Genomic DNA, 18,433 nt, shown 5'->3' on the forward strand with positions numbered 1-18,433 from the left:
GAGAAGGGTGATGTCCCAGGTCACCGATGACCGGCAGAACGCGGTCGAGCTCTCGATCGGCGGCATGACCTGCGCCTCGTGCGCCAACCGCATCGAGCGCAAGCTGAACAAGCTGGACGGGGTGAGCGCGACGGTCAACTACGCCACCGAGAAGGCGAAGGTCACCTTCGCCGAAGGCGTCGACCCGCAGCAGCTGATCGCCGAGGTCGAGAAGGCCGGCTACACGGCCGCGCTGCCCGCCCCGCCCAAGACCGAGACCGATACCGTCGAGCGGGAGCCGGAGGACGAGCTCCGGCCGCTGCGCCAGCGTCTGATCACCTCGGTGGTGCTGTCGGTGCCGGTGGTCGCGATGGCGATGATTCCGGCGTTGCAGTTCACCAACTGGCAGTGGTTGTCGCTGACGCTGGCCGCCCCGGTGGTGGCGTACGCGGGCTGGCCGTTCCACAAGGCCGCCTGGACGAATCTGCGGCACGGCGCCGCGACGATGGACACGCTGATCTCGGTCGGTACGCTGGCCGCGCTGGGCTGGTCGTTGTGGGCGTTGTTCTTCGGTACGGCCGGCACGCCGGGCATGACGCACCCGTTCGCGTTCACCATCGAGCGCAGCGATGGCTCCGGCAACATCTACCTGGAGACGGCCGCGGCGGTGACGGCGTTCATCCTGGCCGGACGATACTTCGAGGCGCGCTCCAAGCGGCGTGCCGGTGCCGCGCTGCGGGCGCTGCTGGAGCTGGGCGCCAAGGACGTGGAGCTGGCCGACGGCCGGCGGGTGCCCGTCGATCAGCTCAAGGCGGGGGACCGGTTCGTGGTCCGGCCGGGGGAGAAGATCGCCACGGACGGTGTGGTCGAGGAGGGCTCCTCGGCGGTGGACGCCTCGATGCTCACCGGCGAGTCCGTGCCGGTCGAGGTGGGCGCGGGCGACGCGGTCACCGGCGCGACCGTGAACGCGGGCGGCCGGCTGATCGTCCGGGCGACCCGGGTCGGCGCCGACACCCAGCTCGCCCAGATGGCCAAGCTGGTGGAGGAGGCGCAGACCGGCAAGGCGCAGGCGCAGCGGCTGGCCGACCGCATCTCCGGGATTTTCGTGCCGATCGTGATCGCGCTGGCCCTGGGCACACTGGGATTCTGGCTCGGTACCGGTGACGGGGTGGGCGCGGCGTTCAACGCGGCGGTGGCGGTGTTGATCATCGCCTGCCCGTGCGCGCTGGGTCTGGCCACCCCGACCGCGTTGCTGGTCGGCACCGGGCGTGGCGCTCAGCTCGGCATTCTGATCAAGGGTCCTGAGGTGCTGGAGTCCACCCGCCGGATCGACACGGTGGTGCTGGACAAGACCGGCACGGTCACCGAGGGCCGGATGGCGCTGGCGGCCGTGCACGTGGCCGAGGGGGAGAGCCGGGAAGAGGTGCTGCGCCTGGCGGGGGCGCTGGAGCACGCCTCGGAGCACCCGATCGGCCAGGCCATCGCCCGCGCGGCCGCATCCGATGCCGTCGTGGAGGACTTCGCCAACGTCGAGGGCCTCGGCGTGCAGGGCATCGTGGACGGCCACGCCGTGCTGGTCGGCCGTCCCCGGCTGCTGGCGGAGTGGTCGCAGCACCTGCCGGCGGATCTGGAGCGGGAACTGCACCAGGCTCAGGCGGCCGGCCGTACCGCGGTCGCGGTCGGCTGGGACGGCCGGGCGCGGGCGGTGCTGGTGGTGGCCGATGCGGTCAAGCCGACCAGCAAGGAGGCCATCGCGCAGTTGCGTGCGCTCGGTCTGTCGCCGGTGCTGCTGACCGGTGACAACGAGGCGGTGGCCAGGACCGTCGCGGCCGAGGTGGGCATCGACGAGGTCATCGCCGAGGTGCTGCCCGCCGACAAGGTGGAGGTGGTCAAGCGGCTGCAGGGCGAGGGCAAGGTGGTGGCCATGGTGGGCGACGGGGTCAACGACGCCGCCGCGCTGGCCCAGGCCGATCTGGGGCTGGCCATGGGCACCGGCACCGACGCCGCGATCGAGGCGAGCGATCTGACCCTGGTCCGCGGTGACCTGCGGGTGGCCGCCGATGCCATCCGGCTGTCCCGCCGCACGCTCGCCACGATCAAGGGCAACCTGTTCTGGGCGTTCGCCTACAACGTGGCCGCCCTGCCGCTGGCCGCGATGGGCCTGCTCAACCCGATGATCGCGGGCGCGGCGATGGCGTTCTCCAGCGTCTTCGTGGTCAGCAACAGCCTGCGGCTACGCCGCTTCAACTAGCACCACACAGGGATGGCTCCACGCCGAACGGCGTGGAGCCATCCTTCATTGCTGGGTTGCCGCAGTTCGGGACGCGAGTTGTCCGGGGCCTGAATCGAGTCCGGCCCCGTGGCTTCGGCCGGCTGCGGAATCGTGCCGGGCGCACATACGGCGGAGGGGTGGCGGTGGGCCGATGCAGGGCGAGGCATGGCCGGGCACATCCAGAGCAAGAAAGGCCACCTCACACGGCTGCGCCGCGTCGAGGGGCAGATCCGTGGCCTGCAACGCATGGTCGAGGAGGACACCTACTGCATCGACATCCTGACGCAGGTGTCCGCGGCGACCAGCGCGCTGAAGTCGTTCTCCCTGGCCCTGCTGGAGGAGCAGCTGGCCCACTGCGTCGCCGAAGCCACCCGAGAGGGCGGCCCGGAGGCCGCGGCGAAGGTCAAGGAGGCCGGCGACGCCATCGCCAGGCTGGTACGCGCATGAGGGGATCGGCCCGGTCGCCGACGTTCTCATCAGGTGGGTGAGAAGGCTGTGGCGAAGGTCTTGCCGCCGTCCTTGGATTCCAGCACCGTGCCGTCCTCCATGGCCGCCAGCAGGCGCTCTCGGTCCACGGCGGTGAACGCGGCCGCCTGGCCGGGCACCTTTCCGGCGATCGACCAGGTCTTGCCGGAGTCCCGGCTGATGTGGACTTGGCCATCGGCTGCCGCGCCCACGAGGATTTCGCCTGGCAGGACGTCAATGTGACTGAGCAAGGGGGCCTTGGTGAGGTCGTTGTAGTTCAGCCCGCCGTCCTCGCTGACCTTCAGCCCGTCGGGTGTCGTGGCGTAGATGCGGGACGACTCCTCGGCACTCGCCCCGAGGTCGATCACCTTCTCCACGGTGCCCTGGGTCCAGGTGCCGCCGCCGTCGATGCTTCGCCAGACCTTCGAGGTCTGGCTGTCGTAGGCGTACAGGTTGTCGCCGGCGGGTTGGATGGAGTGAAAGTCGGCCGAACCGTCTTCCGAGACCGTCTTCCAGGTGAGCCCGGAATCCGTCGACTTGATGAGGCCGAGGTGCGGCGGTCGTTCCGGTGAGACGTCCTCCGCTGAGGGGTGCCCGCTGGCCAGGAACGTCTTGGGTCCCATGATGGTGAAGCCCATGTGGTCCTGATCGCGGTCGGCGACCCGGGTGACCGTCGTGGGGGAGGCGACCTTGAACAGGCCATGGTGGCCCGCGACGTAGAGGGCTCCATCGGCCGGGTCGATGCCGAGCCCGTGCACGTGTCCCATGCCCACATCCGCATCGGTCGTTCCGCCCGGCTCCTGCGCCGACTGGCCGCAGCCTGTCAGCGCGATGCCCAACGCCACCCCGACGGCACCCATGCGCAGCCGCTGTCCCGCGAACGTCATGCCGCAAGTCTACAACTACCTACTATCAACCATCGTAGTAACCCGGAAGGAACGGCAGCGACGGGCGGCCGGCGAGCGAGCGCAGCGCGCCGGTGGTGATGACCGCGTGCCCGTTCCGGCCGGGCAGGCAGCACGCCGGCCGCTCGTCGTGATCCACACGAGCGCGTCGAGGTCGAGGTCGTGTTTGCCGAGGAGCGACAGGGCTTCGGTGTGCTGCGACGTGACCCACCACGGAGGTGGGCACGGCGACGGCGAACGCCGGCAGCTGGCGGTGCAGCAAACCCTTCTTGTGGAGGTTGTCCATCACGGTCATGACCGTGGTGTAGGCGATGGTCCTCCCCTGCCGCAGGTCTCGAACACCTAACGGACTGCTGCGGGGTGCCCACGCAACCACAGGCGATCCATGATCTCAGTTTCGAGCCTGCCGGGACCGTGCATCCTCCGGACTCCCATCGGCGCCACTCAGTCCTTTGGCAATCGTAGGAGGGGTCGGTTCCGCCATTAACGCGATACCTGTGACGGTGCCTATAGGAGCAACTTGCCCGGCGCGACGGGGAGGGTCCTGACGCGCGTGCCGGTGGCGTGGTAGATCGCGTTGGTGATGGCCGCCGCGACCCCGACGATGTCCAACTCGCCGATGCCCTCGGCGGCGGGTTGTCGGATGGCTCGCGGCCATGACGCCCCTCCTAAGTGCCGGTGTCCCAGCGATTGAGAAGCGTGACGACAGAGTGGCTTTTCCGCAGCCGAGCCACCTCCGTGGCCGTCAACGAGGCCGCGCTGGGGAAGGTGCTGCCTATCTTCCAACCGGCGTGAAGCACCGCGTCCTGGAGCGCCGACACGGGATTTCGCGTGGCGAGCCAGCTGTGCAGGAACGACGCGAAGAGGGCGTCTCCTGCCCCTGCGGTACTCACGACGCCGCGTGGCGCGACGGCCGAGACCTCGACCAGGGCCCCGTCGGGCAGCCCCATGACGCACCCCCGCTCGCCGAGGCCAACGGCCGCGACCGTGCAGCCGGGGTAACGACGGAAGATCTGCGCCACCCACTGTTTTGGAGAGCAGGGCAGCCGCTCGTGGCTGCAGAAGATGATGTCGGCGACCTCCAGCCAAGGCCGGTTGTACGCGTCGTCCACGTCCGTGATCAGATGGACGTCGACCGCGATCGGCACACCTTCTTCGCGCGCGCTTCCCAGCAGGGGCCGGACGAACGAGGTGTTGGTGAGCACGGCGAGGTCGGCGCCACGGGCTAGGCGACGGAACATCTCAGTGGGATATTCCAGGGCGTTGACGGCTGCGACATACGGGTGGCCCGAACACTGCCCATCCGGGGCTACCAGCACAACGCCGAGGGAGGATCGTGGCGCCGTCACTACCCCCGGACCCCACAACCCTCGGGCACGGAGCGCCGTGCCGATCGCCTCTCCCGCCGGATCCTGCCCTACGAGAGTGCAGAGGCGGGCTTCGTCGCCGAGGGAATGGAGGGTGCTGGCGATATGGCACGCCGCTCCGGACACCTCGGCCCTCATCCACTCGGGAAACTGCTCCCGTACGTAGGGCAGCGGAAAGTCCATCACGGGCATGGCCATGTACAGGCTGGTGACACCCGCTACGACTATCGAGCTGCTCATCTTCTCTCCTCGCAGGCCGTATGGTCGGGCGAACTGAGCAGAAACGGTGGGGGGACTGGATCGGCTCGCGGCAGGATGAGCGGCTGCGGCAGCCGCATCAGCCGGTACATCAGCCGCCGCATGTTCCGGTCGAAGCGGCCTGGAGCCGAGGTGAGCCGTTCCACGACCGCGGCATGCCGTCCCGGATGGTGATGCGCGGCCGCCCAGCGCAGCTGGGCCGGCAAGGGCTGATCGAGTCGCAACCGGGGTGCCGACGACGCCAGCAGTCCGCTGGCGGACTCCGGATCCACGTCGCCCACCGCATCGCCCACCAGTGAGACCGGGGCACCGCAGACAGTGCCGTACACCGCGGCTGAACCATGATCACCCACCACGTGATCGGCGGCGACGAGGACACCTCGCCAATCCGCCTCGGGCGGTACCAACGCCAGTTCGTCCCGCAGACAGTCGGCCAGCCAGCTGCGGACCTGCCAGATGCCGTGACCGAACCAGATGTTCGGGTGGAGAAGGGCGGCGATGCGGTATCGGTCGCGGGGAAGCTCGGTGAGCATCCGCCGGAGCAATCCTGCGTGTCTGCCGAAGAGCGAGTTGGATCCCCAGGTGGAGGTCACCACCACGAGTTCATGCTCGTCCGTGACTCCGAGGGCACGTCGATAGGCGTGTCGCTCATGGGAGCTGGCGATCAACCGATCATGGGAGGCGTCCCCGATGATTGCGGCAACCCCGACAGCCTCTGGGCAGCTTCTCGCCAGCCGCTGACGTTCGGCGTTGTGGGCCAGCACGATAGCTGACGGGATCACTGTGCCGTCCCGGACGAGTTCCTGAGCACTGAGTCCGTACAAGCCTCGGGCCGCGACTGCTCCGCCGCCCAGCCGGCGGCTGACCAGCTTGTTGTAACCGGCCCCGTGGGGGATCACCACGAGCGGTGCGCGGACGCTCTCGATCCCCCCGTAGGCGGCGCAGATGGCGAGGTCGAATTGCTCGCGGACGGCCAGGTGCCACGGCAGGACGACGACGCCGATACGCCGGAGCAATTCGGTCACGCCATTACTGAAAACGTCGGGCGCGATCGTGAAGACCACCTGGACCCGGAGGTCGGCGGCGAGAAGGCGGGCGACGTCCAGCAAGCGTTGCCCCGAGGTGACCGTGTGGACGACTGCCAACACGGTTTTCCGGCTGCGACGTGTCACCCAGCGCGGCGCATCCGGCCCGACTGGCACGCGGTAATCCTCTGAACACGACATCGGACTGTCGACCCCCTGTCAGCTGTGTGCGGTTCGCATCGCCGCATTCGCCTGGCCGTAATCCCCGTTCAACGGCACAATCCGAGAATCCCTCAGATCCCTGGACAGAACCTTGCAACAACCGTGAAGCGGAGAAGTCAGGTAACGGATGACATATGGACCGTTAACCAGCTCTGCGAGAAACTGGCGGCGAGGGCCCTCTGATCTCTGGAAGGACATTCATGGAGTTCCGAATACTCGGCTCCGTGGAGGCCTGGGCCGACGGAGAGGCATGTGAGCTCGGCTCGGCCAAGGAACGGCACGTGCTCGCCGTGCTGCTTCTGACTCCTGGACAGCCCGTGTCCATCGAAACTTTGATCAACCGGGTCTGGGACGACACACCGCCGTCGAAGGCGCGCGAGAGTATCCATAGCTATATCGCACGCTTACGCGGTCGTTTGAACCGGCGATCCGGCGACACCGCGGTACGGCTGAGCTCTCGTTCAGGCGCTTACGTGCTGGAAATCGACCCGCAAACGACCGATCTGCATCGATTTCGCCGCCTGACCGCACAAGCACGAGCCATCTCGGACAGTGGGGATCAGGAAGATGCGCTGCGGCTACTCCGGGCGGCGGAGAAACTCTGGCGCGGCGATCCACTTTCCGGCTTGTCCGGAGAATGGGTGACCAAGCTGCGGACGAGCCTGGAGAGCGAGCATCGCGCCGCGGTCGGTTTGCGGCTCGCCATGGAACTCGACACGGGCCACCATGCCGACCTGGTCGGCGAGCTGTATGGTCTCATTCACCAATATCCCTACGACGAGTCGTTCGTCGAACACTTGATGGTCGCCCTTTATCGCTGCGGGCGTCAGGGCGAGGCACTGGAGGCCTATCACCGGGCAAGTCATCGCCTCGTCGAAGACCTCGGTGCCGAGCCGGGGCCCTCTCTCCGCCGAACGTACGAGCGCATACTGCGCGGCGACACCGACCTGGCCGCGTCGCCCAAACGTCCCCGGGGCCACGCGGGACCTCTCGCCGACAACCTGCCCCGCGACATTCCTGACTTCACCGGGCGAGAGACGGAGCTGAGCCAACTGTACGAGGAACTGGAGCGTTCCGCTGCAACAGTGATGATCAGAGCCATTGACGGAATGGCCGGCGTCGGTAAGACGGCGCTCGCTGTCCACGTGGCTCATGAGCTCGCGGACCGCTATCCGGACGGACGGTGGTATCTCCATCTTCGCGCCCACGATCCCCATCAACCGCCGATTGATCCCGCCCAAGGCCTCGAGGCCCTGTTACGGCTTCTGGGAGAGGATCCACAGCGGATCCCCGAGGCGTTGGAGCCGCGTGCCGCACTGTGGCGCGCGCGGCTCGCCAACCGCCGGATGTTGATCGTGCTCGACGATGCAGCGGGTGCCGACCAAGTGAGACCGTTTCTGCCGGGCGGAGCCGGTTGCCTCGTGCTGATCACGAGCCGACGGCGGCTCGCCGGATTGGAGGGGGCAAGGCCGCTGTCGCTGGACGCGCTCATGCCGCTTGAGGCAGCACTGCTCTTCCGCCGGATCGTCGGTCAGGATCGACGGCTCGATGCCGGCGACGTCAACCAGCTAGTCCGCCTTTGCGGTCATCTGCCGCTCGCGGTCACGATCATGGCGAACAGGCTTCGCCACCGGCCGGCTCGAGGCGTCGGTGACCTGGTGGTGAAGCTGTCGCGGTCCAAAGACCGGCTGGCCGAGATGTATGCGGGGGACAGCGACCTCCTCACCGCGTTCGAACTGTCGTACAGGGAATTGTCGTCCGAACGGCGGGAGGCCTTTCGTCGTCTCGGGCTGCACGTTGGAGCCGACCTCTCGGTCGGCGCAGCCGCCGCCCTGATCGGATGCGATCCCGCTCGGGCGGAACATGCCCTGGAAGAGCTGATCGATCGTCATCTCGTGGAAGAGCCGGATTCCGGCCGGGTGCGCTTTCACGATCTCCTGCGGGCATACGCCCGGGAACGTGCCACTGAGGAGGAGACTCCGAAGGAACTGGAGCGAGCCGTCCACCGGCTGCTCGACTTTTACCTGTACGCCGCTGACCAGGCCGACCGTGCTCTCTATCCGTACAGGCGCCGCGCCGATGTGACCGTCGCCCACAGACCCGATCTGACGCTCATCGGCAGGCCGCGCTCAGCCGCCGAATGGTTGCGTGCCGAGCGGTCCAACTTACTGATGTGCATTCACTACGCCGCCGAGAACGGCCATCCCACGCACGCGATCCAGCTTTCGCATGCCGTCGCGACCTATCTGGAACGCTCGGCGCACTGGGAGGACGCCGCCCGCGTTCACGAACTGGCCCGTCGCACCTGCCAGGAAACAGGTGATCGCGAGGGTGAGGCGCGCGTGGATCTCGAACTCAGTCTGGTACGTAGCCGCATGAGTCATTACGACGCAGCCTTCGAGCACGCCGGCAGAGGCCTCGACACCTTTCGAGCAATGGGCGACCGCCGCGGAGAGGCGGACACGCTGGATCACCTCGCCCGCGTGTCCTGGCTCTCCGGCCGCAACCGGGAGGCCCTGGGCTACGCGGAGAAGGCACTCACCTTGTTTCGCGCGATCGGGGACCGGCATGGCGAAGGCAATGCGCTGCTGCATTGGGGAATCGCCTTGTCGTACCTTGGACGTGCCGAGGAGGCGATGGCTGCCTTCGAGAACTCACTCGAGATCGTGAGCGAGACAGGCGATGTCGCCACAAAGGCAATGATTCTGAACAACCTGGGCGAGCTGCATTTCAGCCATGGCGATTATCGAAGCGCGCTCGGGCTCTTCAGGGAGGCGCTCGTCATTCTGCGAGAGGCAGGCTGGCGTCAGAACGAGGCTGTGGCACTCAATAACATTGCCAATTGCCTGGAGCGCGAGGCGCGTCGCGACGAGGCTCTGCACTTCTACCGCGAGGCACTGTCGATATACCAGGAGACCGGCGACCGGCGCCATGAGGCCGACACGCTCAGCAATATCGGATCGACATATCTGGGCATGGACCTCAATGCCGAGGCGCTGATCCATTTCCAGAAAGCGCTGGCTATTGCACGGGACATAAGAGATCCGTACGAATCCTCACGCGCGCTCCTGAGGATCGGAGACAGTCAGCGACTCAGTGGCCAGTTCGCCTCCGCTCGGGAAACATGCGAGCAGGCGCTGGCCCTCGCTCGTCAGCTTGGCGACCCGTTTCTCGAGGCCAGCTCACTTTTGGGACTGGGCGAAGCCCTTCTGTGCATGCACGGGAGGAGGGTCGCGGCACGACCGTGGCGTCAAGCACTCACGATCTTCGAACGTCTGAGCGCACCGGAGGCGGGCGTCCTGCGGCAGCGCCTGGAGGCGCTGGAAGCTGCTGGGGCTTGATTATGTGAAGCATGTGGCGGGTCAGCCACTTCCCGCTTATTATGAGCGCGTCGGGGGCTCATGATCGACGATGTGCAGAATGTCTGGAAAGGACGTAAGTTGCACCAGGAAATGCTCGTTACCACCCAGGAAGTCGTCGTGCGTATCATGATGGGTCTTCTGGGTATCATGATGGGCTGATCAGCCCTAATCTGCCCCCTCGGCCGCCGCTCCATCCGGACGGTGGCCTTTTTTATTTTCATGACAAACTCCAGGATAACGGTCAAACGCCTCAAGACGTTCCTTGATCCTGAAATATCCGATAGATCCTTCCTGTCCTATCGTTTCCAGTGCCGCCTCATACATCCGTCTCGCCTCGCCCCTACGACCGGTGCGTTCAGCCAGGTCCCCCAGCCCTTCCAGCGCCGCGGCCCGGCCCACTGAGGACCCCAGCTCAGCCATCGCCTCAAGCGCTGCGCGCAACTCCCGGCCGGCCTTGTCGTGTTCTCCCAGCCCGGCGTGCGCATGACCGAGGAAGATGTCCACACGGGCACGGTTGTATGAGTCGTCGACTTCTGCGAGCAGGCGCCGCGCCCGTTCCAGATGGATCACCGCGTCCAGACCGCGGTCCTGAGCCAGGAGCACACCCGCGAGGTCGATCAAGGCCAGAGCTGTTTTCCGGCCGGCCCCCAGTGTCTGATATGCGGCACTCGCGTCCGTGAGCCGGGCGATGGCGGCGCCGTGGTCACCACGCCCGGCAGCGACCAAGCCCAGCCTGCGCAGCGACCCGATCTCCCTCTCCCGCTCACCAAGACGTCGCCAGATCTCGAGCGCTTCCTCGAATCGTGCGGCCGCCTCATCGTGACGGCCGAGGGTATTGAGGCTCAGCCCCAGGCGGTTCAGCATCTTCCCCTCGGCGTACATGTCGCCGCAGGAGCGTGCGGCGGCCAGTCCCGTCTCCTCCACTTCGAGCCGCTCCACGTGATGGCCCATGAAGAGGAACAGGGCCCACATTGCGTCGGCGAGTTGCCATGCGGTCGCTTCACGCCCTTGCTCGTGTGCGAGAGTGACCGCGGCGCTCAGGTTCGCGCGTTCCGACTCCAGCCACCTGAGTGCGTCCTCCGGACCTCCGAAGTCCGTCACCTCGGCGGGAGGTGGTTCGGCGTCTCGGGGCAGTCGTGTGCGGTGCGGCCGCAATCGGCGTTCCGCGCACGCGGCTGTGGCGAGATACCAGGAGAGCAGGCGGCCAACGGCAAGGTCTCGGGCCTCCTGCTGGTCCTCAATCTCGACCAGGTGGGAAGCGTGCAGCCGGACCAACGCGTGATGAAAGCGGCAGCGCCCGTCGGCCATGTCGGTCAACAGGTTCGCGTCGGTCAGCTCTCCCAGCATCCGCCTCGCCTCCATCCTCGAGATGCCGGCCAGCGCCGCTGCCGCATCGCCGCCGAACTTGTCCCCAGGGCAGAGACTTAGCAGCCGGTACAGCCGGGCGGTGTCGGAGCGCAGCGCGCGGTAGGAGAGGTCGAGCGCGGAGCGCATTGCCACGTCATCTCCGATCGTCAGCGCCGCCAGGGCCCTCTGCTCCTCGGCCAGCGCGGCGACCATCTCGCGGATGGGCCAGCTCGGACGTGCAGCCAGGCGGGCCGCCGCGACGCTCAATGCGAGCGGCAGCCGCATGCACAGCTCCACCAACTCGGCAGCCGCCTCGTGCTGCTGCTCGAGCCGGTCACTTCCCAGCGCATCGCGCAGGAGGGCAAGGCTCGCCTCGGCGTCGAACCGATCGACGTAAACCCCACGCACTCCATGCATCAACAAGCCCGCCAGCCGGTATCTACTGGTCACCACGGTGATGCTCGCGGACGAGGCCGGGAGCAGCGGCCGTACCTGGGCTGCGGTTATCGCGTCGTCGAGGACTACCAAAACCCGCTGGTCCCTGGTCACCGTGCGATACAGCGCCGAGCGCTGTGCCAGCTCGCCGGGGATGAGGTCCGTCGGGACACCCAGGGATTGGAGGAAGTCTCCAAGTACTTCGTGAGGGGACGCCGGGATGTCGGTGGAATGTCCGCGCAGATCGGTGTACAACTGCCCATCCGGGAAACGCTCGCGAATCATGTGCGCCCAGGCCAGCGACAGCGCGCTCTTTCCCACGCCCACAGACCCCGTCAGCAACACGGCCAGCGGGACATCGGTAGCCTCCTCCCGCAGCGCATCGAGGTGGGCGATGACGGATTCGCGATCGACGAGGCGTGGCCGCGGCGGAAGCTGGCTCGGCGCAGGCAGTGAAGCCACAGTATGGAAATGAATGCCGCCGAAAATATCATGAGCTTGGACTAACGGCCCGTGAACCACTCCCGTCACATCGTTATGTACAATTTCGGACAGATTTCGGTTGACCATCACGTTGCTTCGGCACCAATCTTCAGATTGAATCCCGGCATCCCTCCATACGCGTTCAAGCGGCTTGGTGTAAAGGCACAAGTGCAACGATGACGGATTATCAGGTGCCCCGCAATGCGCCGGGACCCATGGCCGAACCCGGCGCCCCTGGCGCCGGAGCCCACGCACCGCGCTTGACGGAGTGCCGTCCGCCCGGGTGGAGTCGGAAGCTCCCGACCGATGCCCGCGACCGCGAGCCGGGACACATACCGCAGGACGTAAGCTGGGAGAAAATCCCGCACCGAAAGAGGCGCGATGGACCCGAGCGCAATCTCCGCCCTGGCTGCGATCGTCTCGGCGATAATCGGGGGAGCCGCAGGAGAAGCCGGCAAGCACGCGTGGACCTCATTGATCACTCTCGTGCGTCGGAGTTCCGACACCAACCCCCATGCTGTCGCGGCCCTTGAGCGGCTCGGCACACAGTCGCCGGAAGAGATCACAAAGGCGCTGGTAGACCACGCCAACGCGGACGCGGAATTCGCAGAATCGTTGATCGGGTGGACGAACGATACGATCCATCTCACTCAACACAAGCGCGACGTGAGTAACACCATTGGCGGCAACGCTCGCGTTAGTGGGCCGGTTATTCAGGCCGGAGATGTCCTGGGCTCGATCAATATCGGTAAGTTCTGAACATCCGGGCGGCCGGTCAGGCATTCATCCGGCCTCCCGATGATGGTGCCTCGGCGAACGCGGGACCGGTGACGAACCAAAGGGTCCACCCCGCGGGGCGAGACAGCTTCATGGAGCGGTCATGTGCCGAGGGCCGTGCGCAGGAGGTCGCTGTCAGGTGGAGACCTTCCGGCTGCGGGTGGTGAGCCAGGCCAGGTCCGTCTCGTGGCGCTCGCGGGCGAGACGCTCCGCTTCGAACAACGCTTCTGTCTTGGCCAGAACCAGGGTGTACGGGCGGCCCTGCCGTCTGGTCTGGTGACGGACGGGCAGCTCCGCGTCGTCTATCCGGGCGTGGACATGCCTGCGCTTGTCCTTTGCGAGCGGCCAGTCGAGAGCTCGCCGTTCAGGATGCCGGAGGAACGTGCCGAGCACTTCGCACAGCTCGCACGCGCATCCGGTGGGCAGCTCGATCGACCAGTCGCCCGGCGCGCGTCGTGGCTGCGCCAGTAATGCCCGGATCCGTTCGGCACAGTCGATGGCCAGCTCGTCGAAGCCCGCTCTGTGCCCTCCGGCAGCGCGCAGTGTGGCCATCGCCAGCGCGTGCGCCCGGTCACCGGCCGTCCGCGCGAGCTTGTGGGCGTCCTCCAGCACGCTCGTCGATCCGAGCTGGGCCGCGGCCGCGATGATCCCGGAGCATGGCGCCCCCAAGGCGGTCAGCCATGCCTCTTGCCGGGAGGTGAGGGGCCCGTCGAGCGCTGGACCGACCTGGCCCGCGAACATCGTCCAGGACAGATCGACGATGCGGCGGGCGGCCTCGGTGGACGGGCTTCCCTCCACCGAGAGCGCGGTACACAGCCGTGGGAGATTCTCGAGCCATTTCAGCGACTCCTGGGCGAGGCCGTAGGAGCTGGGCCTCCAGCCCTCGGACCAGCCGTGCAGCAGACCACCGATCCAGGTGTCACCGTAGTGCGCCGCCAGGTCGGCGAATGCCGGGCCGTGCCCTGGGACCAGCCGCTCCAACACGAACGGCCGCAGCAGCATGGCGGCGATCTGCGCGTCATCCAGCTCCCTGGCTGCCTCCAGCGCCTTGCGGAGAAGCTCGGTCTGATCGGCGTAACGGCCTGCGGCGTGCCAGCTGGGCTCCAGCGACCGCGCCGCCTCACATGCCTCCGTAACCCTTCCGGCGTGGGCCATCGCAATGAGTTCGTCCAGCGCCCATCCCGGAGACGCCTCGGCCCGGCTGGCGAAGCCTTGGCCCCGCGGCCAGATGACCAGCGCAGCTCGCCGGTACCAGCGGTCCAGGGTATTGCCGTAGTTGCCCATGTAGCCCTCGTACTCCGAGGAGTAGGGCGCCATGTCAGCCGTCGGGGTCGTCGAGGCCACCTCGGCATCGCTCAGGTCCAGCGAGATGTTCTCGAGCCGCCCTGTTTCCGGGCCGATCCAGTGGGCTAGCGTGGTGGAGGTTTCGATCATGTCCTGAAGGACGTACTGCTTGTCGTCCGCGCTGTGAGTGTCCTCGTGGTCGTCGGGGTCCTCGTCCTCGTGGTCGCCGTACCACGCATCCTCGTCCTCGTCGGGATCGTAGGCATCCCAGGTCTCCTGGATCTCCGCGAGGGCCAGGGTGATCTCGCAACCCGCCCGCTCCGCCGCCGCCCGCAGCAGGGCACCCCGTGCGGCGTCGGAGCCCTTCAACCGGGACCAGCTCAGCCCGCGGGCGGTGTACTCATGGTCGAGGAGGTACGCCAGCCGCGCCGGCGGATCGCCCCTGCGATTGCTGTACGGAAGGACGACCGGGGTGGCGAAGTGCGTGTGAAGGCAGGCCGCGAGATCACTGACCAGCGGATGCCCGGCCGTCACGGCCTGGCCGTCGCCCGTCAGGAGCAGGTTGTAAGTGAGGGTGACGCGGTTGCCCGTCTTCACGGGAAGAACCTGGTGCCGGCAGTCGGCGTAGAAGGCCACCAGCGAGACCGCGGTCTTCAGCCCCCGGTATTCCTTGGTCCGACCCTGATGCTCGACGACGAGCTCGCCGCCGGTGTGCGCGGACGGCAGCGTCACCACCAAGGTCGCGACCATCGCGTCGTCCTTCTCGGAATCCTGGTGGGCGACGAAGAACTGCCCGGTCTCGTACAGGAGCATGGAGTGCAGCTCCGGTGTGAGCTCGCAGAGCGGCGGCAAGCCCAGCTCCGCGCGCATTCCGTCGAGGACGGCCGCGAACGCCTCCGTCCACTCGACGCGCACCGACTCCTTGGGAATCTCCCAGGTGTCGCGAACCTCCGGATCGGTCAGGGTCTGCTCGCCGCGCCCGAACCGCGCACGGCGGCCGAGCCCGCGCAGCTGCACGGCCTGCTTGTCGGAGACGGGAAACCGCAGCGGGCCGACCCCCTCGACCACCACCGACAGATCGGTCTTGGAGACCTTTCTATAGACGCTGGACGCGGCCGGCTCGGCCGACGCATCGAGCAACTCGGCCAGTCGTTCACGGGCCATGCCGGGCACGGAATCCCCCCTTTCTGCCGCGGAACCAAAACTACTGCGTGGGGATATCGCCCCGGTGGGGCTTCGGGAACCCCCGCGGATGCCGGAGATCACGACCGGGAGCTCCTGCGCGGTCCTTGCATCGGCCAGCGGTGACTGCACGCCCTCGATGCCACGAGGTACCTCCAACTGATCAGGGGAGGAGGCGGCGGGCGAGTCGTTCGGCGATGGGCGCCTCGTCGGCCTCGCGTAGTCGGTCCCACTGCGCGGCGGCGCCGATTTCCAGGATCCCGACCTTGTCGATCATCAGCCCGCCAGGTTTGAGGTCCCGGGCCATCAGCGTGTGGGGATGGGGGCCGTCGTAGTCGATGAGCAGCACCTCTTCGTTGTCCCACACATCCACCGCTCGCCATGCCGCCACCGCGGCCATGCCGCGTCCGCTGGGCATGGCGGTGTGCCAGCCGAACCAGTCGGGTGCAGCGTCGGCGTTCGACACCAACGAGGCTGTATGGGACCGCCGCCCGCTCCGGCCAGGTCCTCGGCCTGAACGTCGAGCTTCTGGACCGGCACAACCGCCGCATCAAGGTCACGTACGTCGAAAGCCCCGGAACCTACAGGAGGCGGCCGGTCCGGCGCAGGCGGCGTTCCCGCACTGCCAGCACCACCGGAAGAAGCAGCTCCGCCCCCGTGAACGCGACCACCACAACGGCCTCCCAGAACCCGAACGACCCGATCCCCGCGCTGCCGAGCTGCCCCCATGCCCACCGCCCGAGCGACATCGCCAAGGGCAGCGCGACGGTGACGAACAACCACGCCATGACCGCGATGCCCGCCAGGTAAGGCACCGCGAACCAGGTCGCGACCCGGCGATCCCTCGCGCTGGCCGCGTCCAGTTCGGCGGTCTCCTTCGCGGTGAGCCCGAGCAGCCTTGCCTTGGCGGTCAGCCAGGTCGTCCGGTACAGGTTGTGGCAGCGCAGCGCGTTCGCCAGCAGGGCGTACGAGTCGCTGCGCAGCGGCAACGCGGCCCACTGCCAGATGATCCGGGAGAGCTGCAGGAGGGCGGTCGCGGCGAGCAGGCCGTCGAGCACGCCGGGCGGTTCGAGCAGGCGCAGGCCGAGGACGATGGCCAGGACGACGGCGTCGATGGCCATGCCCGCCAGGTACACGCCGTGCCGGCGGTTCCTGGGCACGGTGACGATCTGCGTGAGGTCGGTCTCGAAGACGACGTAGACGCCGCGGTAGCTGAGCCTGAAGATCGCGGGGATGCCGATGGCCCGGCCGGCCAGCCAGTGCCAGGCCTCGTGCAGGGCGGTGCAGGCGATGGTGAGCAGCAGCACGGCGAGCAGCGACAGGCCGGGGCTCGGGAGGAACCAGGCGTCGTTCCACGAGGGGCGCAGATCGGGGCGCGTCGCCAGGATGGCGAGGGCCGTCATGGCGGCTGCGGCATAACACGTCCACCCCGCTCGCCCGAAGAGCCGGGCCGCCGCTTCGGGGCCGACTCCCTCGATCCACCTGATCCGGCCGGGGGCGTCCGGCTCCGCGGCCGCCTCGAACAGGCCGGCGGCGGTGAGCCCGGCGACGAACTCGTCGCCGTCCACGTGCTCGCCCGCCATCTCACTGGCGCGGGCGGTGGCCTCCGCGACGGATCCGGTCTCCTGGAGGGTGGTGACGAAGACCGCTCCCGGTTCGGGCACGGCGACGAAGACGCCCAGGTCAGGTCGTCCGAGGATCCACGCTTCGCCGTCGAAGCCGACGGTCAGGCAGGCCGCCCGCGCGCGCAGCTCCGTCGCAGGGAGGGCGGTCATCTTCGCTCCGGGAAATGCTGGACGAGGTCCGTGACAATGCAGGACGAGGTGCGTGAGCATGCTGGACGAAAGGCGAGTGCCGGGGCCGCACGCAGAAGCGCGGTCCCCGGCCGCTCGCTCAGGTGGACATGCAGATGTTGCCCGTCAGGCGGGTGCTCTCGACGCGAACGATCTCGATCTTCACAATGGTCACCTCCCCCCGCATACCGTGCAGGCTGGATCGCGCTGCCACTCGTCCGGGTGATTCGCCGCGCAACCGTGGGCGAAATCGAGGACGAGCGGCCGACCGGCGTGTGCCGGTGGCTCGAAACGGGTCAAGTATCTGAGCACCTCGAAGGCGGCATAGGAACCGAGCAGCCCGACGACCGGGCCGATGCCCCGGTTGCGCTGCGGCCGGTTCAGGTGCAGGCGCATCGCCGAGATCGCGTTGCGGGTCGGCTCGTCCGGATCGGCGTACGCCGTGAGATCCACCGGATCCCCCGGAATGCACGCCCGGCACGCGCTGACCCCCGGATCGACCGACCACACCGCCCCGGTGGTGACCAGGAACCCGCCGCGGACGAAGGGCACGCCGTGCTGTACGCAGGCCCGGTTGACCCACAGGTCGATCTCGTTCGGGGAATCGACGCCGGCGGCCACCACGTCGGGCCGGAGCCGGCCGACGAGCTGGGCGAGCTGGTCGGGCCCCTCGATCGAGGCGTCGATCGCGTCCACCTCGACGGCCGGGTCGAACGTCCGCACCCACTCGGCTGCCTGCGTCGCCTTCCGAGCGCCGAGGTGGGCCCAGCGGTACAGGTACTGCCGAGCGAAGTTGCGGGGCTCCACCTGGTCGCGGTCGAGCAGGGTCAGCCGGCCGACGCCCAGACCGGCCAGGTGGGGGATCACGGTGGAGTTCAGGCCGCCGGTGCCGAGCACCAGCACGTGGGACTCGCGCAGCCGCCGGTGCAGGTCCTCATGGCTGCGGTCGAGGGAGCCGAACGACTCGAGGAAGGCCAGGGTGCTGAAGTGTCGCTCGGCCTCGTCCGGGGTGAGCCCGCCGAGGCGGTCGCCGTCCTCGACCAGCCCGTGGGCGTCCAGCGCCGACACGGCGGCACGTACATCGGCTGCGTCGACCGTGAGGACGCCGGCGAGCTCCTCGACCGTCCGGCCGCCCTCGCCGAGCAGCGCCAGCAGCTTCTCCACCGAGCCGTCGGGGTCCGCCAGCAGGAACTGGTCGCGCGGGTCGTAGACCAGGCGGAGCCGGTCGCCGTCCCGTTCCCAGGAGAGTTCTTTGAGCCGTGGTCGCATCGATCGTT

At 67.8% G+C, this 18,433-nt stretch carries 13 protein-coding genes; 4 read left to right on the forward strand and 9 right to left on the reverse strand.

Translation table 11 applies throughout. The annotated features are described in order from the left end of the window. The first annotated feature begins 10 nt into the window (after nucleotides 1-10). On the forward strand, nucleotides 11-2,230 hold the full coding sequence (locus ACBJ59_RS14100; protein ID WP_375110602.1) for a heavy metal translocating P-type ATPase: 2,220 nt from the start codon (nucleotides 11-13) through the stop codon (nucleotides 2,228-2,230). 186 nt (nucleotides 2,231-2,416) lie between these two features. Beyond that, entirely contained in the window at nucleotides 2,417-2,698 is a 282-nt protein-coding gene (locus ACBJ59_RS14105; protein ID WP_375110603.1) for a metal-sensitive transcriptional regulator, read from the forward strand. A gap of 29 nt (nucleotides 2,699-2,727) precedes the next feature. On the opposite strand, the gene ACBJ59_RS14110 is transcribed toward ACBJ59_RS14105, so the two are convergent. From ACBJ59_RS14110 to ACBJ59_RS14125, 4 genes are all read right to left on the reverse strand, one after another. Next, on the reverse strand, nucleotides 2,728-3,603 hold the full coding sequence (locus tag ACBJ59_RS14110; RefSeq protein WP_375110604.1) for a F510_1955 family glycosylhydrolase: 876 nt from the start codon (nucleotides 3,601-3,603) through the stop codon (nucleotides 2,728-2,730). Between the two features lie 25 nt (nucleotides 3,604-3,628). Next, nucleotides 3,629-3,916, reverse strand: coding sequence for a hypothetical protein (locus ACBJ59_RS14115; protein WP_375110605.1), 288 nt, complete (start codon nucleotides 3,914-3,916; stop codon nucleotides 3,629-3,631). 373 nt (nucleotides 3,917-4,289) lie between these two features. Beyond that, nucleotides 4,290-5,228, reverse strand: coding sequence for a carbohydrate kinase family protein (locus ACBJ59_RS14120; RefSeq protein ID WP_375110607.1), 939 nt, complete (start codon nucleotides 5,226-5,228; stop codon nucleotides 4,290-4,292). Further along, complete coding sequence (locus ACBJ59_RS14125; protein WP_375110608.1) at nucleotides 5,225-6,448, reverse strand: hypothetical protein; 1,224 nt, start codon at nucleotides 6,446-6,448, stop codon at nucleotides 5,225-5,227. Before ACBJ59_RS14125 ends, ACBJ59_RS14120 begins: the two co-directional genes overlap by 4 nt. A gap of 245 nt (nucleotides 6,449-6,693) precedes the next feature. Here ACBJ59_RS14125 and ACBJ59_RS14130 point away from each other — a divergent pair, with 245 nt between their 5' ends. Continuing rightward, complete coding sequence (locus tag ACBJ59_RS14130; protein ID WP_375110610.1) at nucleotides 6,694-9,834, forward strand: BTAD domain-containing putative transcriptional regulator; 3,141 nt, start codon at nucleotides 6,694-6,696, stop codon at nucleotides 9,832-9,834. A gap of 186 nt (nucleotides 9,835-10,020) precedes the next feature. Here the strand turns inward: ACBJ59_RS14130 and ACBJ59_RS14135 are convergent, their stop codons facing one another. After that, a complete protein-coding gene (locus ACBJ59_RS14135) occupies nucleotides 10,021-12,207 on the reverse strand; it encodes a tetratricopeptide repeat protein (RefSeq protein WP_375110938.1) in 2,187 nt (728 codons plus the stop codon). Between the two features lie 294 nt (nucleotides 12,208-12,501). On the opposite strand from ACBJ59_RS14135, the gene ACBJ59_RS14140 reads away from it, so the two are divergent. After that, the gene (locus tag ACBJ59_RS14140; RefSeq protein WP_375110611.1) at nucleotides 12,502-12,879 is read left to right on the forward strand and encodes a hypothetical protein; all 378 of its coding nucleotides are present in this window, start codon (nucleotides 12,502-12,504) and stop codon (nucleotides 12,877-12,879) included. Nucleotides 12,880-13,032: 153 nt separating this feature from the next. Here ACBJ59_RS14140 and ACBJ59_RS14145 read toward each other — a convergent pair whose 3' ends face one another. The 4 genes from ACBJ59_RS14145 to ACBJ59_RS14160 form a co-directional block, all read right to left on the reverse strand. Further along, entirely contained in the window at nucleotides 13,033-15,345 is a 2,313-nt protein-coding gene (locus ACBJ59_RS14145) for a 2OG-Fe(II) oxygenase (protein WP_375110939.1), read from the reverse strand. Between the two features lie 181 nt (nucleotides 15,346-15,526). After that, complete coding sequence (locus tag ACBJ59_RS14150) at nucleotides 15,527-15,829, reverse strand: hypothetical protein (RefSeq protein WP_375110612.1); 303 nt, start codon at nucleotides 15,827-15,829, stop codon at nucleotides 15,527-15,529. 115 nt (nucleotides 15,830-15,944) lie between these two features. Continuing rightward, nucleotides 15,945-17,138 (reverse strand): hypothetical protein, encoded by a 1,194-nt coding sequence (locus ACBJ59_RS14155; protein ID WP_375110613.1) that lies wholly within the window; start codon nucleotides 17,136-17,138, stop codon nucleotides 15,945-15,947. 189 nt (nucleotides 17,139-17,327) lie between these two features. After that, nucleotides 17,328-18,425, reverse strand: coding sequence for a ThiF family adenylyltransferase (locus ACBJ59_RS14160; protein ID WP_375110614.1), 1,098 nt, complete (start codon nucleotides 18,423-18,425; stop codon nucleotides 17,328-17,330). Nucleotides 18,426-18,433 lie beyond the last annotated feature (8 nt).

Source organism: Nonomuraea sp. MTCD27 (genome assembly GCF_041950495.1).
In the GTDB taxonomy this organism is placed as follows: Bacteria; Actinomycetota; Actinomycetes; order Streptosporangiales; family Streptosporangiaceae; genus Nonomuraea.